Here is a 14,797-nt window from a genome sequence, read left to right as displayed (position 1 = left end):
CACTCAGTTTTGAGTGCGTTTTTGTTTGTGTCTAATGTCAGTTATGAGTATTAAACTCATGCTGATTTGACTGTATTTAGTACTCGATATGACAACTCGGTAAATTATTCTTATCAATGTAATTTTGGTGATATTCCTCTGCCACATGGAACTGCTGCAATGGCACTATTTCAGTCACGATATGGCGTAATCCCCAACGACCTGATCGGGCAAAAGCTAATTTTGAGGCTTCTGCTGCGGCTTTTTGTTCACTGTCATGGAAGAAAATCGTGCTGCGGTATTGAGTGCCTATATCTCCACCTTGCATGTTCAGGCTGGTTGGATTGTGGTTTTTCCAAAATACCTCGAGCAAGTCTTCATAACTGACCAAGGCAGGGTCAAATTCCACTTGTACCACTTCGGCGTGGCCCGTTTTGCCTTTTTTGACTTCTTCATAGGTGGTCGCGCTATTATTGCCGCCCATATAGCCGCAGGTGGCGTTCGATACGCCATTCACTTGTCTAAAAAAATACTCTACGCCCCAGAAACAGCCGGCACCAAAGGTTGCTAACGCCATAATTAAATCCAATAGAAGTCTAGATGGCTAAGAATTGTGATAAAACTCGCGCGCAAAAGCAAGCCTCTAGCAGGAATATTTATGCAGGACGATTTTTCGATAAGGTGATGGAAAATTTACACTCGCCGTAGCAAAGCGCCGCGTTGATCTTATTCCGTTCAAAACTGGGTCCTATGGCGATAAATGTCTGAGAACAGCATTAAAAACATGTGTTAGTATTGAAGCCGCTTTTTAAGGTGCGAGTCAGCCTAACCGCGTTGAGATGAATGCTTGAGTGGTTATGGCTATCTGCACTGATGCTATTGCGCCGTTACTGTTACACACCATTATAAGGAGAATTCTGTGTTACAAGCTCTGTTAGATTCAAAGGATTTTTTAGCGCTCACCTTAGCCCATCCTGAACAGTTCGATGGCGAGTTTTCATTTAGCTTGGGCGACCATACCCAAGTTGAAGTGTGGGATACTGGCGTTATCGTTTTTGAGCCCGCCCAGAATGAAGGAAAAGATGTTGTCCTTTCTTGCGGTGTTCACGGTAACGAGACCGCGCCCATTGAACTCTGCAATGGCTTAATTAAGCAGCTTTTACAGCAAAAGATCATCGCGAAACAGCGCACTTTATTCCTGATTGGTAATCCATTAGCGATTAATAACGGCACGCGGATTATCGATGAGAACATGAATCGTCTGTTTAGTGGTGAGCATTCCAATCCTCCGGGATTAGTCAATCCTGAGCGAGTGCGCGCCAAAAAACTCGAAGCCTATGTGGACCGTTTTTATACCGCGGTTGCAGATGGTCGTCAGCGCATTCATTATGATCTGCACACGGCGATGCGCGTCTCGAAGCATGAAAAGTTCGCTATCTATCCCTATCGTCCAGGGCGTGCCTTTAGCGGCGAGCAAATCATGTTTTTAGCCGCAAGCGGCGTCGATACGGTTCTTTTTCACCACGAACCGACCACGACCTTTAGCTATTTTTCCTCCGAACACTACGGCGCCGATGCCTTTACCATTGAGCTTGGCAAAGTCTATCCCATGGGGCAGAACGACATGACGCGTTTTATCGCGACCCATGAAATGTTTATGCGCTTGATCACCGCTAAGCCGTTGGAGTTGGATGCATTTGATGCCGATAAGGTTAACTTGTACCAAGTGTGCCGCGTCATCAATAAACATTTCGATGATTTTGAATTTACCTTCGCAACCGATGTCGAAAACTTCAGATCTTTCCCGAAAGGTTTTGTATTAGCGCGGGAAGGTGGGCAAGAAATTAAAGTGGAACATGAGTTTGAGTCTGTCGTGTTCCCTAATGCCAAAGTGCCTATTGGCAATCGCACTGTGATTTGCCTGATCCCTGCGGTGAATGCGGACGTGCGTTAGGCTTGTAAAGCAATATATACATGTGAGGCAGGGATAACTTGTGGTTTGAGCTATGCCAATGGTTGATAGGTAGTTTACGTTAACGTAATGTTCGTCGGGCATATTCGTATAAACAGACGCATCAAAACGCTTTGGTGCGTAATGAGATAACAAGAGCACAATATGAGCAAAGCAACACTTAACACTGATACAGTGCACCGTGTCGGCTTCTTGGATAAGGCATCGCTACACATTCCTATCCTTCGAATTCTACAAGCCGACGGCACCACTTATGAAACCGCGGTTTTGCCTGTGATAGATGAAACCTTAGCCACTAAAATTTACGATACCTGTGTATTCACTCGGGTACTCGATGAACGTATGTTAGGTGCCCAGCGTCAAGGGCGCATCAGCTTCTATATGACCTGTACGGGTGAAGAAGCGGCGATTGTCGGCAGTGTGGCCGCTCTCGATCAAGAAGACGTTATCCTCGCGCAATACCGTGAGCATGCGGCGTTGCGTTATCGCGGCTTTACCACTGAACAGTTTATGAATCAGATGTTCAGTAACGAGAAAGATCTTGGTAAAGGTCGCCAAATGCCCATTCACTACGGCAGTGCGGCATTGCATTATCAAACGATTTCTTCACCCCTTGCGACACAAATCCCGCAGGCGACGGGTGTGGGCTACAGCTTAAAAATGCAAGGTAAGCGCAACGTCGCGGTTTGCTATTTTGGCGAAGGCGCAGCATCGGAAGGGGACTTCCATGCAGGTCTAAACATGGCCGCAGTATTGAAGTGTCCAGTGATTTTCTTCTGTCGTAACAATGGCTACGCCATTTCAACCCCAACTGAAGAGCAGTTTGCCGGTAACGGTATTGCGAGTCGCGGTGTGGGTTATGGCATGCACACGATTCGTGTTGACGGCAATGACATGCTGGCCGTGTTAGCCGCAACCCAGCAAGCCCGCGCCTATGCGATTGAGCATAATGCGCCTGTGCTGATTGAAGCCATGACTTACCGTCTAGGCGCGCATTCATCATCAGACGATCCATCTGGTTATCGCTCGAAAGATGAAGAAGCCAAGTGGCAGCAACACGATCCGGTTAAACGCTTCAAATTATGGCTTATCAACAAAGGTTGGTTAGCTGAAGCGGATGATGTGAAACTGAATGAGAAATATCGTGAAGAAGTATTGGCTGCGGTAAAAGTGGCTGAAAAAATTCCTGTGCCTATGCTGGATGAAATTATTGAAGATGTGTACGACAAGCCTACGCCAGTGCTGAGAAAGCAACTCGCCGATCTTAAAGAACATATCAAGAAATATCCGCAAGCCTATCCAAAAAGTGCAGGGAGACTATAAGCCGTGGCTGAAATGAATATGTTACAGGCCGTCAATGAGGCCTTGTCGATCGCCATGCAAGCCGATGAGCGCATGGTGGTTTTTGGTGAAGATGTGGGTCACTTTGGTGGGGTATTTCGCGCCACTTCCGGTCTTCAAGAGAAATTCGGTCGCGATCGCTGCTTTAATACCCCGCTGACAGAGCAAGGTATTGCCGGTTTTGCCAATGGTCTAGCCTCAAATGGCATGACTGCTGTGGCTGAAATCCAATTCGCCGATTATATCTTTCCGGCGTTCGATCAAATCGTCAACGAGTCTGCCAAGTTCCGTTACCGCAGCGGTAATGAGTTCGATGTCGGTGGATTAGTGTTCCGTACGCCCTATGGCGGCGGCATCGCTGGCGGCCATTATCACTCACAATCACCCGAAGCTTATTTTACCCAGACACCGGGATTAAAAGTGGTGGTGCCACGTAACCCCGAGCAAGCAAAAGGCCTGTTGTTAGCGTCAATTCGTGACAAAAACCCAGTGATCTTCTTTGAACCTAAGCGTTTATATCGCGCATCGGTTGGCGAAGTGCCAGCGGGCGATTATGAAATTGAACTGGGCAAGGCTGAAGTGGTTCGCGAAGGTAAAGACATCACCTTAGTGGCGTGGGGCGCGCAAATGGAAATCCTTGAAAAAGCCGCCGATATGGCCGCTAAAGAAGGGATCTCCTGCGAAATTATTGATTTACGCACCTTGTCACCTTGGGATATCGATACCGTTGCCGATTCAGTTAAAAAGACAGGACGTTTGCTGGTTAACCATGAAGCGCCATTAACGGGTGGTTTTGCCGGTGAAATTGCCGCGACAATCCAGCAAGAATGCTTCTTGTATCTCGAGTCGCCCATCAGCCGCGTTTGTGGTTTAGATACCCCGTACCCACTCATTCATGAAAAAGAATACATGCCTGATGCGTTCAAAACGTTTGAATCCATCAAAGCATCAGTGACCTTCTAGGAGTCCGGTATGATTAAAGATTTTATTTTGCCGGATATTGGCGAAGGTGTAGTGGAATGTGAATTGGTTGAATGGTTGGTCAAAGAAGGCGACACAGTCGTTGAAGATCAGCCGATTGCCGATGTCATGACAGACAAAGCCCTAGTGCAAATCCCTGCGCCATTTGCGGGCGTGGTCACTAAGCTGTATTACGCCAAGGGCGATATTGCGAAAGTGCATGCGCCGCTCTATGCCGTACAAATTGAAGGTGCCGTTGAAATCGCAGGTGAAGAGTCTATTGCGACTGAATCTGCTGCGACTGCAAAAGTGACTGAGCCTGTGGCGGCAACAACTGCCAATACGTCATCCAGTTCATCCGTCAGCATAGAAGAGTTCTTACTACCGGATATCGGCGAAGGCATTGTTGAATGTGAGCTAGTTGAATGGTTAGTGAGCGAAGGTGATTGGGTTGAGGAAGATCAACCGATTGCCGACGTGATGACAGATAAAGCGCTGGTGCAAATTCCTGCCATTAAAGCGGGTAAAATTGCCAAACTGCATTATCGCAAAGGTCAGCTAGCTAAAGTGCATGCGCCTTTATTTGCCATTGAAGTTGAACTGGCGGCTTCAGCACCTGCAGCAACAAACACTGATACTGTGGCCAATGCGGCACCAACAGCGCAGACTGTGAATGCAGAACCTGCTCGCCAAGGTAAAGCTTTAGCCAGCCCTGCAGTTCGCCGGATGGCGCGGTCGTTAGATATCGATTTGAGCCAAGTACCTGGCACAGGAAAGCACGGCCGTGTTTATAAGGAAGACATCACTCGCTTCCAACAAGGCGCGAGCAATGTTTCTGCTCCAAGTACGACTCAGGTAAAAGAGGCGCCAGCTCAAGCATCTCAAACCCAAGTCACAACATCGACAGAGACTCAACGTGCTGACACGATTGAGCCGATTCGTGGCGTAAAAGCTGTGATGGCACGCATGATGGTGGAATCTGTGTCGAGCATTCCGCATTTTACCTATTGCGAAGAGTTTGATTTAACAGACTTAGTTGCACTGCGTGAAAGCATGAAAGTGAAGTATTCATCCGATGAAGTGAAGCTGACCATGATGCCTTTCTTCATGAAGTCGATGTCACTCGCGTTAAGTCAGTTCCCTGTGATGAATAGCCAAGTGAATGCTGATTGCACTGAGTTGACCTACAAGGCGCGCCACAATATCGGCATGGCGGTGGATTCTAAAGTGGGTCTTTTGGTGCCCAACATCAAAGATGTGCAGGACAAGAGCATTTTAGAAGTGGCGGCAGAAATCACCCGTCTGACCCAAGCAGCCCGCAGCGGCCGCGTGGCGCCAGCGGATCTGAAAGACGGCACGATTTCCATCTCTAACATTGGCGCCTTAGGTGGCACAGTGGCGACGCCTATTATCAACAAACCTGAGGTGGCGATTGTGGCCTTAGGTAAGTTGCAAACCTTGCCGCGTTTTAACGCGAAAGGGGAAGTCGAAGCCCGCCAAATCATGCAAGTGAGCTGGTCTGGCGACCACAGAGTGATCGATGGCGGCACCATTGCCCGCTTCTGTAATCTGTGGAAACAATATCTGGAGCAGCCGCAAGAGATGTTATTAGCGATGCGCTAAGCCGCTGGCACGCAGATTTGACAGTAAAAGGACGCTTTAGGGCGTCCTTTTTTATTTGCTTTGCACAAATGGGTTAATCTTTTGATCCCGATTACGTATAATTCCCGAACGTCGTTATCCTGATGGATGTGTTATGAGTCAGTTAGCCCCCAGCCCATTTGCTCCAACAATAGAAACCATTGATTACCCGTTTCCGCCTAAGCCAGTGCCTTTGTCCGATACGCAAAAAGCCGACTATAAGGCACGTATCAAGCAACTGCTCATTGAAAAAGATGCCGTTCTGGTTGCCCACTATTATACCGATCCTGAAATCCAAGCCCTTGCCGAAGAAACCGGCGGCTGTGTTTCAGACTCCTTAGAAATGGCGCGCTTTGGCCGCGATCACCCAGCAAAAACCTTAATCGTTGCTGGGGTCAAGTTTATGGGTGAAACCGCCAAGATTTTAAGCCCTGAAAAAACTATCCTAATGCCGACCCTTGAAGCGACCTGTTCATTGGATTTAGGTTGTCCGATTGATAAGTTCAGCGCTTTCTGCGACGCGCACCCAGATCATACTGTGGTGGTTTACGCCAATACCTCGGCTGCGGTTAAAGCGCGCGCCGATTGGGTGGTGACCTCAAGTATTGCTCTCGAAATCGTTGAGCACTTAGACAGCGAAGGCAAAAAGATCATTTGGGGACCCGATCGTCATTTAGGCAGCTATATTGCTAAACAGACGGGCGCCGACATGTTGATGTGGCAGGGCGATTGTATTGTTCACGACGAGTTTAAATCGAACGCGCTGCGCGATATGAAAAGTGTTTACCCCGATGCAGCTATCCTTGTACATCCTGAGTCGCCAGCCAGTGTGGTGGCGATGGCCGATGCCGTTGGCTCGACCAGTCAATTGATCAAAGCGGCGCAGACTATGCCAAATGAGCGTTTTATCGTGGCAACCGATCGCGGCATCTTCTATAAAATGCAGCAGGCGGCGCCAGGTAAAATCTTAATCGAAGCGCCAACGGGCGGAAATGGCGCAACCTGTAAGAGTTGTGCTCACTGTCCTTGGATGGCGATGAACGGACTACAGGCGATTGAAGCGTCACTCGCCGACAGCGATAAAACCACCCATGAGATATTTGTGGATGAAGACTTAAGAGTTAAAGCGCTAATCCCGCTGACGCGTATGCTGGATTTTGCCAAGACACTGAATATGAAAGTGAAGGGTAATGCCTAAGCATGGCTAAGTCAGTTCTTTAGCTGTTCTCCAGTGTCATAAAAATCCCCGCCATAGAGTCTGTCTCTTGATCACATCTTTTGCTCAAGAGACAAGGCTAGCTGGTAACCTTCAAGGATGGTTTGCAGTTTAAACCATCCTTGCCATAACCTTTCCCAGCCCACAATTCCGCTTCGTTTGCTGTCATTCCAGCCCGCGAGTTTTCCTAACCTTAAGTAAGCCCAATGCACACTGGGGACTTGCTCGGGCAGTTGTCTTTTTTCCGTCTTTAGCCATAACAACTTCCAGGCCAATGGGCTTAACAGGCTATCGCAAGACCGTTTTTTCGCTTGTTCAGCTTGGCCTGCGTAACAACGCAGTTGCTGGATGCGCGTGGCAATAAATGCCAGAATCACAATCATCCGCTCCAGGTTGTCTTTGCTTTGCATCCGTAAGTCTTCCACCTGCGTACCGCCCGTTTTCCAGGATTTATGGAAGTCTTCAATCAGCCAGCGGCGCTCGTAGTAATCAAGAATTTGTTGCGCCTGCTCTGCTGTTGTGACTACCTCAGTCGTCAGCAGGTGCCAACAGAGGCCATCTACGCTGTCTTTCTCCTGACAACCCACATAAAACAGCGGCACAGACTGGCCCGTTTTATTCGCCGGAACCTTCACGGTAATGGGCGTAAAGCGGATATCACAGTGCGCAACTCTGGCTTTGCGACCGCCTTTTTGTTGCACCTGTATCATCCGCTCACCGGCACTTTGCAGCGTCTCACTAAACGCATAGAGTTTGTGCTGGTCTTCTTCAATACAGCGGCTTTGCATCGAGCGTACAATAAACCGTTGTTGTGTATCGGTTTTAAAGCGCAGGTATTCGATGATATCGGCTTCACGGTCACAAACCGAAATCACCTTCTGCATCTGTGGTCCCAAGCGAGTCGCCATCGCTGCTGAAGCCCGTTGCCATTTGTAACTTTCTTTCTGTTCATAATCACGTTTGGCACGTTGTTTTTTCTGGCCATAGGCCTCGCGGTCGCGTGCCCAGCGATGCTGCTCAATCAGTCCAACGACCTGCTGCGCCTTGGGTGCAAACAATAAAACCGTGTGCGCTTCCAGCCCGCTGGAATGTTTGTGGGACGTGGTATGTCCAAGTTCTTCCTCGACACTTGGGTGGGTGAACTCCAACGACGTGGTGTCTTCCAGCGCCAGTAGGCAGTCAAATGGTTCGCAGGCTTGCACTGTGGCAGCAAAACCTGCCTCAGCAATCGCTGCTGGATTGATATGCTCGTTACGGACAAAGCGATAAGCGGCTTCAATGTCTGCACTGGATGAAAGGGATTGCACGATAGATTGTCCTGTATGAGCTGCAAGTTGGGCTGCCAACTGTACAAGCCGTTTGGTCCTTCGTACATCCCCTAATTGTGCGCGCTGAAAAATGCTCTGTGCCCAGAGTGATGGTTCACTTAAAAACATGGTATGTGGTATCTGAAACAAAAGGTCAGGATCAGATCAGGGTAATTGAAAATGGTTCAAAAAAATCCCCCGGGGCAAACTGAGGGATTTGTGTAGAAGAGACAGGCCATAGAGTGGGGATTTTTTATGGCTGGAATTTAAGGCAATAAAAAGCCCCGCAAATGCGAGGCTTGATTGAGTAACGCAGGATCTAGTGACTAGATTACTTTGCGTTCATCAGTGCAACCGCGTTATCTAACATACGGTTACTGAATCCCCACTCGTTATCATACCAAGACATCACTTTCACTAAACGACCGTTTACACGGGTTTGAGTGGCGTCAAAGTTTGAAGAGAACGCATTGTGGTTAAAGTCGATAGACACCAATGGCTCTTTGTTTACTGCTAACACTTCGCTCAATGGCGCAACGCTAGCAGCACGTTCGATAATGGCATTCACTTCTTCAACTGTCGTATCACGGGCAGCGATGAAAGATAAATCCACCAGTGATACGTTAACTGTAGGTACACGAACCGCTAGACCGTCGAACTTACCTTGTAATTCAGGTACAACCAAACCTACAGCAGCAGCAGCGCCAGTTTTAGTTGGGATCATTGACAGTGCTGCTGCACGGGCACGACGTAAATCTGTGTGGTACACGTCAGATAAACGTTGATCGTTGGTATAAGCGTGAATCGTGGTCATCAGGCCTGATTCAATACCAATCTCGTCATTTAACGGCTTAGCAAAAGGCGCTAAACAGTTAGTTGTACAAGAAGCATTTGAAATCACTGTCATGTCTGACGTCAGCACGTTGTTGTTCACGCCGTAAACAACAGTGGCATCGACGTTTTTACCTGGAGCAGAAATAATCACTTTCTTCGCGCCAGCGGTTAAATGTGGTTGAACAGTTTCTTTAGAAGTGAAGATACCGGTACATTCGAAAACCACGTCAACTTGCAATTCCGCCCATGGCAGTTTTGCAGGATCACGTTCTTGGAAAGTGAGGATCTTATCGCCATTCACATAAATAGCTTCGGCATCATGGTCAACTTTGGCATTGAAACGACCGTGAACAGAATCGTATTTTGTCAGGTGAGCGTTGATTGAAGCGTCGCCTAAATCATTAATAGCGACAATCTTGATTGGATAAGCTTTTTCGCTTTCGTACAAGGCGCGTAATACGTTTCTACCGATACGGCCATAGCCATTTATTGCTACACGGATAGTCATCTCATATCCCTCTGGTGATTATAAAATTCAACTGGTAGTAAAATTACCAAACTGACAGCTATCGTCAAGTTAAATCGGCATTTTACCGCTGTCTTGATTAACAAATTAGGTATTTTTTTTACATCGGTCGCGAAATCGCCATTTTTTACGCGTTAATTGGGTAAAAAATTACAAGATGGCAAACATTTTGCCATCAGTTGCTTAGTCTGTTTTTTCGACAAGCGCAGGCGGTACAGCCTCAGTTGCCGTAGGCGCTTTGTCAACCGCTTGAGGATCAAGCCATTGTCTTACTGGACTCTGAGAATAAGTCCCGTTTTTTAGCGCATCGATAAGGGCTTGGGCTTTTAAATCGAGTTCAGTCGCCAGCGTTTTATTGCCACCGAGCAAGGCTAGCATTTTTTCCTCTGAATACTTCTGCTGCGTAAGTAGTAAATTTGCCTTCGTCAGCATATAGGCTTTATCGAATACCTGTTGCTGGCGATAGGCTGATGCAAGCCCAAGTAACCAGTTAACGTCGAAATCATCGTATTGGATGTCTTCAAAGACCTTAAGATAGAGTTGTTGCGCTTTAATGGCATTTCGATTGCTGTAATAGGTGGCGACTTGGGCAAGTAAGAAAGAGTCAGTCACTTCGCCGGCGTTTTCATGTTCTAACAATCGATTTAGCGCCGCGGTATCGCCAAAGCGCGTCCATTGGTAATAGGACATGAAAGGATCTTGTCGCTCGCGGGTTTGATCTTGTAGCAAGCTTAAATTCTGGGTGCTTAATCTAAAGGCTCTGGCTCTATCAGCGGTGCGATTGGTGTGGATGATATGCTGCACGCCAGAGGCGAGTTCAATGCAGCGGCTGTAATCCTCAAGATAGGTCAATTGCAGGTAGAGTTGTTTGCCTGTGGGTTTTTCGTTGTCTTTTAATTCGTAGCGGTTCTGGATAAGTTTGGTTTTTTCGGCCAAACACCAGCCATCCTTATGCAAATCGGCACAAATTTCAGGATTATTTTTACAAATTGCTGAGATATTTCGGTCATTATCACAACCGAAAAGACCAAAAAGGCTCATCCCTAAGGTAAATGATGTAATTATTACTAGATTTTGTCTCAAAACACTCTCCAAACGATAATTTTTCTAATAAAATTACAGATTTACAGAAAATATCTTACTGGCAACACAGCGCGACTTTCATTACAATGGCGCCGACCAAAACAGGGTTTTCCCTAAAACCCGCATTAGATTATTGGTCTTTTCGTCATGTTACTCAAACCTTTCAGTACATTTTATTGAAAAGTGAGATAAAGGATCTGTAAATGAGCGCTGATAAACACCTACAAAGTTGGCAAGAACGTTTTGAAATGGCAGAGGCGATGCAGCCTTTGTTAGGCAAGTTGTACCGTAACCAAGGCGTTGAAGTCGTGGTCTACGGCAAGCCGTTACTCAATGCTTCTACGATTGAAATCATTAAAGCGCACCGTTTAGTTCGTCGTCATGTCGGTGAAAAATTACGTTTACGCGAGAGTTTCCCCTTCGTTCAAGCTTTGAGCAAACTCGCAGTTAAACAATGTAAAGTGGATATTGGTAAGCTTGCAGTCAATTACTGGCGTGATCACACCGATGTCAGTGAAATTGAAAGCTATATGGCAAAAGAGTTGGCCGATGCCATCGACCATGCTGATGATGTCGCACCGCGTGATGTTGTGCTTTATGGTTTTGGCCGTATCGGTCGCTTATTAGCACGCCTGCTGATTGAACGCACAGGCCGCAGCAATAAGTTAAGATTACGCGCTATCGTATTACGTGGCGGTAAGAAAGGTGATTTAGAGAAACGTGCCAGTTTATTACGTCGTGACTCAGTCCATGGTCCTTTTAATGGTTCTGTGGAAGTTGACGAAGAGAACAATGCCATCATCGCCAACGGTACCTATATCCAAGTGATTTATGCAAACTCGCCTGATGAAGTGGATTACACTAAATACGATATCAGCGATGCACTCGTTGTTGATAACACTGGTATTTGGAAAGATGAAGCGGGTCTTGGTTTACACCTTAAGAGCCCTGGTGCTAGCAAAGTATTGCTGACTGCTCCTGCAAAAGGCGCAATCAAGAACATCGTTTACGGTGTGAATGAAGGCGACATTACCCCAGAAGACATTATCGTTTCTGCGGCAAGCTGTACGACCAACGCTATTACGCCTGTACTGAAAGCTGTGAATGATAAATATGGTATTGAGAATGGTCATGTTGAGACGATTCACTCTTATACCAACGATCAAAACTTGATTGATAACTATCACACCGCTGACCGCCGTGGCCGCAGTGCACCATTAAACATGGTGATCACTGAAACGGGTGCTGCTAAAGCCGTTGCTAAAGCGCTGCCTGTGTTAGCGGGTAAGTTAACCGGTAACGCGATTCGCGTGCCAACGCCAAACGTTTCTATGGCCATCATCAGCATGAACTTGAATGCTGAAACTAGTAAAGATGAGCTGAATGAGTACCTGAAAGATACGGCGCTGCAATCACCACTACAAAATCAAATCGATTACACCGACTCTACTGAGATTGTATCGAGCGATTTAGTGGGTTCTCGCTACGCGGGCGTGATTGATTCACAAGCGACTATCGCAGAAGGCAAGCGTGCCATTCTTTATGTATGGTATGACAACGAGTTTGGTTACAGCTGCCAAGTGGTTGGTGTAATGCAAACTATGTTAGGTTTAACGACGCTATCTCTGCCGGCATAAGTTAGCTGCGTTAATAACCTTCACATAAAGCGCCCAGTAGGGCGCTTTTGTTTTCTATACTCAGGCAATTTAATTGAGTTCGACTCAATCCTCACAATCAACCACAGCTTTTCTGCCTCACTTAATCATCTGCCGCTCGGCGTTAGTATCGGCAAAAAAGCCTAAATTGATGAAGGAAACATCAACTTTGCTGACTTATGGCGGTTTATTGGGCAAACGATACGGCTTAGATCATTTTTTAAAAATTGTTGATTGACTCTGAGGTCTAAATCGGTAGAATGCCAATCCGCAGTCAGGGGAAAGCATGCCTAGCATGGCTTCTAATGATTAAGCGCAATGATAGGCGACATTAGCTCAGTTGGTAGAGCGATACCTTGCCAAGGTATAGGTCATCGGTTCGAACCCGATATGTCGCTCCAAATTTTAATTAATTTGGCAATTTGGGCGCGATGGCAGAATGGCTATGCTGCGGATTGCAAATCCGTCGATCTCGGTTCGACTCCGGGTCGCGCCTCCATAGATTAACGTATTAATGACACGATTCACGTCGTTAATATAAAGAGTTTGCCCGAGTGGTGGAATCGGTAGACACAAGGGATTTAAAATCCCTCGCTGGTAACAGCGTGCCAGTTCAAGTCTGGCCTCGGGTACCAAAAAACAGAAAAGCCCTGACTGATGTCAGGGCTTTTTTGCTTTATAGATCCTCAAAGCCGAATGCCACTGGCTCACTTAGTGGCATTTAAGATGATTACTCGGCTAAGTTAGAATTAGCTATAGATTCCACTCACATTTTATTCATTCAGTATTGCGACGTCAGCGCGATTCTTTTCTACAAGATAAAATTACAGGATTTTGTGATCTAGATGTTATAAATAACTTTATTAAAGCAATTTTCCGTTTATGCTTATAATTACATAAAAAAATTGAACTTTTACTGTTAAATCTACAATGGCGTAAGAATTTCCCTGAGAAGGTGCTTAAGTCGCTATTCCCCCCTTAAAGACAGTGGTATAAATAAGCCGAAATTTCCCCTACACGCGCATAATTAGGATACGTAGTCATGATTTTCTCTCAAGTATTACTCGCACCCGCAGATCCCATTCTTGGTTTAACTGATACCTTTAAGGCTGATCACCGTCAGGATAAAGTTAATCTGGGTGTCGGTATTTATAAGGATGAGGCTGGACAAACTCCAGTGCTGACTTCAGTGAAAAAAGCCGAGGCTATTTTACTTGAGCAAGAGAAGACCAAAAACTATTTAGGCATTGAAGGCGTGCAAGCGTATAACCATGTTGTACAAACATTGTTATTCGGTGAGGGCAGTGCATTAATCACTTCTGGCCGTGCTGCCACAGCGCAAGCCCCGGGCGGCACAGGTGCACTGCGTATTGCTGCTGAGTTTTTACTGCGTAATACCGATTCGCACACTATTTGGGTCAGCAATCCAACGTGGGCCAACCATCAAAACATTTTTGAAACTGCGGGTTTAGCCGTTAAAGAATACGGTTATTACAAAGCAGAAGCCCATGATATCGATTTTGATACCATGATGACGGACTTGTCTCACGCGAATGCAGGCGATGTTGTGTTGCTACACGGTTGCTGCCATAACCCAACAGGTATCGATTTAACCTTGGCGCAATGGGAACTCGTAGCCCAATTGTGTGCCGATAAGAAACTTGTGCCATTGTTTGACTTTGCATACCAAGGTTTTGGTGCTGGAATTGAAGAAGATGCGGCTGGTCTTCGTTTAGTGGCATCAAAAGTGCCGGAGCTGCTGGTTGCTAACTCTTTCTCTAAAAACTTTGGTTTGTACAACGAACGTATCGGCGCCGTAACTGTGGTGGCTGAAGATGCTGATGCTGCCGTGCGTGCCTTTAGCCAAGTGAAACGTACCATACGTGCAAACTATTCTAATCCGCCAGCACATGGCGCGCTGATCGTCAGCACTATCTTAAATGACGCAGCCCTGAAAGCCATGTGGGTGCAGGAAGTTAAAGAGATGCGTGAGCGTATCGCCGAAATGCGTACCTTGTTCGTTGAAAGCTTAAAGGCTGAAGGCGTGACTCAGGACTTTAGCTTTATTTCTCGCCAAAATGGTATGTTCAGTTTCTCTGGTTTGAATAAAGCCCAAGTGGCGCGCTTGAAAGACGAGTTTGGGGTTTATATCGTTGGTTCAGGACGCATTAGCGTTGCAGGTATGACTAAGACCAATATGCCAGTGATCTGCAAAGCGATAGCGCAAGTATTGTAAGGCTTATTAGGTTATAGAAAGAGGCTAAAGGAATTTTTCTTTAGCCT

General features: G+C 46.6%; 11 protein-coding genes and 3 tRNA genes. 10 read left to right on the top strand and 4 right to left on the bottom strand.

The annotated features are described in order from the left end of the window. Window positions 1–76 precede the first annotated feature (76 nt). Window positions 77–556, bottom strand: a complete 480-nt coding sequence (gene msrA / locus Q4Q57_RS13380) for a peptide-methionine (S)-S-oxide reductase MsrA (protein WP_012587710.1) — start codon at window positions 554–556, stop codon at window positions 77–79. A 342-nt stretch (window positions 557–898) separates the two neighbouring features. Between msrA and astE the strand changes: the two genes are divergently transcribed. The 5 genes from astE to nadA all read left to right on the top strand — a co-directional run bounded on the left by astE (window position 899) and on the right by nadA (window position 7,091). Beyond that, window positions 899–1,933 carry a succinylglutamate desuccinylase gene (gene astE / locus Q4Q57_RS13375; RefSeq protein ID WP_311891105.1) on the top strand — a complete coding sequence of 345 codons (1,035 nt, stop codon included), beginning with the start codon at window positions 899–901 and terminating at the stop codon, window positions 1,931–1,933. A 162-nt stretch (window positions 1,934–2,095) separates the two neighbouring features. Continuing rightward, a complete protein-coding gene (locus tag Q4Q57_RS13370; RefSeq protein ID WP_311891104.1) occupies window positions 2,096–3,274 on the top strand; it encodes a thiamine pyrophosphate-dependent dehydrogenase E1 component subunit alpha in 1,179 nt (392 codons plus the stop codon). 3 nt (window positions 3,275–3,277) lie between these two features. Next, window positions 3,278–4,255 (top strand): alpha-ketoacid dehydrogenase subunit beta, encoded by a 978-nt coding sequence (locus Q4Q57_RS13365; protein ID WP_311891103.1) that lies wholly within the window; start codon window positions 3,278–3,280, stop codon window positions 4,253–4,255. A gap of 9 nt (window positions 4,256–4,264) precedes the next feature. Further along, the gene (locus tag Q4Q57_RS13360) at window positions 4,265–5,875 is read left to right on the top strand and encodes a dihydrolipoyllysine-residue acetyltransferase (protein ID WP_311891102.1); all 1,611 of its coding nucleotides are present in this window, start codon (window positions 4,265–4,267) and stop codon (window positions 5,873–5,875) included. Window positions 5,876–6,008: 133 nt separating this feature from the next. Further along, window positions 6,009–7,091 carry a quinolinate synthase NadA gene (gene nadA / locus Q4Q57_RS13355; protein WP_263191992.1) on the top strand — a complete coding sequence of 361 codons (1,083 nt, stop codon included), beginning with the start codon at window positions 6,009–6,011 and terminating at the stop codon, window positions 7,089–7,091. Window positions 7,092–7,162: 71 nt separating this feature from the next. Here the strand turns inward: nadA and Q4Q57_RS13350 are convergent, their stop codons facing one another. The 3 genes from Q4Q57_RS13350 to Q4Q57_RS13340 all read right to left on the bottom strand — a co-directional run bounded on the left by Q4Q57_RS13350 (window position 7,163) and on the right by Q4Q57_RS13340 (window position 10,859). After that, window positions 7,163–8,545 carry an IS4 family transposase gene (locus Q4Q57_RS13350; RefSeq protein ID WP_311891101.1) on the bottom strand — a complete coding sequence of 461 codons (1,383 nt, stop codon included), beginning with the start codon at window positions 8,543–8,545 and terminating at the stop codon, window positions 7,163–7,165. 202 nt (window positions 8,546–8,747) lie between these two features. After that, complete coding sequence (gene gap, locus Q4Q57_RS13345) at window positions 8,748–9,758, bottom strand: type I glyceraldehyde-3-phosphate dehydrogenase (protein ID WP_006081590.1); 1,011 nt, start codon at window positions 9,756–9,758, stop codon at window positions 8,748–8,750. Between the two features lie 201 nt (window positions 9,759–9,959). Further along, window positions 9,960–10,859 (bottom strand): DUF2989 domain-containing protein, encoded by a 900-nt coding sequence (locus tag Q4Q57_RS13340; protein ID WP_311891100.1) that lies wholly within the window; start codon window positions 10,857–10,859, stop codon window positions 9,960–9,962. A gap of 203 nt (window positions 10,860–11,062) precedes the next feature. Here Q4Q57_RS13340 and Q4Q57_RS13335 point away from each other — a divergent pair, with 203 nt between their 5' ends. From Q4Q57_RS13335 to Q4Q57_RS13315, 5 genes are all read left to right on the top strand, one after another. Then, entirely contained in the window at window positions 11,063–12,496 is a 1,434-nt protein-coding gene (locus Q4Q57_RS13335; RefSeq protein ID WP_311891099.1) for a glyceraldehyde-3-phosphate dehydrogenase, read from the top strand. 343 nt (window positions 12,497–12,839) lie between these two features. After that, a tRNA-Gly gene (locus Q4Q57_RS13330) sits at window positions 12,840–12,915 on the top strand. 24 nt (window positions 12,916–12,939) lie between these two features. Then, window positions 12,940–13,013: transfer RNA gene (locus Q4Q57_RS13325), tRNA-Cys, on the top strand. A 49-nt stretch (window positions 13,014–13,062) separates the two neighbouring features. Continuing rightward, a tRNA-Leu gene (locus tag Q4Q57_RS13320) sits at window positions 13,063–13,149 on the top strand. A gap of 407 nt (window positions 13,150–13,556) precedes the next feature. Then, window positions 13,557–14,750: an amino acid aminotransferase gene (locus tag Q4Q57_RS13315; RefSeq protein ID WP_311891098.1), complete on the top strand. Its 1,194-nt coding sequence runs from the start codon at window positions 13,557–13,559 to the stop codon at window positions 14,748–14,750. Window positions 14,751–14,797: the final 47 nt, after the last annotated feature.

This window comes from Shewanella sp. SP2S2-6 (genome assembly GCF_031931965.1).
Classification (GTDB): domain Bacteria; phylum Pseudomonadota; class Gammaproteobacteria; order Enterobacterales; family Shewanellaceae; genus Shewanella; species Shewanella baltica.
This window is presented reverse-complemented; position numbering and strand designations above follow the sequence as displayed.

Coding starts and splice junctions, on each gene's coding strand:
- Q4Q57_RS13370 (WP_311891104.1), top strand. CDS start 2,096: ATGAGCAAAGCAACACTTAACACTGATACAGTGCACCGTGTCGGCTTC.
- Q4Q57_RS13335 (WP_311891099.1), top strand. CDS start 11,063: ATGAGCGCTGATAAACACCTACAAAGTTGGCAAGAACGTTTTGAAATG.
- msrA (WP_012587710.1), bottom strand. CDS start 556: ATGGCGTTAGCAACCTTTGGTGCCGGCTGTTTCTGGGGCGTAGAGTAT.
- gap (WP_006081590.1), bottom strand. CDS start 9,758: ATGACTATCCGTGTAGCAATAAATGGCTATGGCCGTATCGGTAGAAAC.
- nadA (WP_263191992.1), top strand. CDS start 6,009: ATGAGTCAGTTAGCCCCCAGCCCATTTGCTCCAACAATAGAAACCATT.
- Q4Q57_RS13315 (WP_311891098.1), top strand. CDS start 13,557: ATGATTTTCTCTCAAGTATTACTCGCACCCGCAGATCCCATTCTTGGT.
- Q4Q57_RS13350 (WP_311891101.1), bottom strand. CDS start 8,545: ATGTTTTTAAGTGAACCATCACTCTGGGCACAGAGCATTTTTCAGCGC.
- Q4Q57_RS13360 (WP_311891102.1), top strand. CDS start 4,265: ATGATTAAAGATTTTATTTTGCCGGATATTGGCGAAGGTGTAGTGGAA.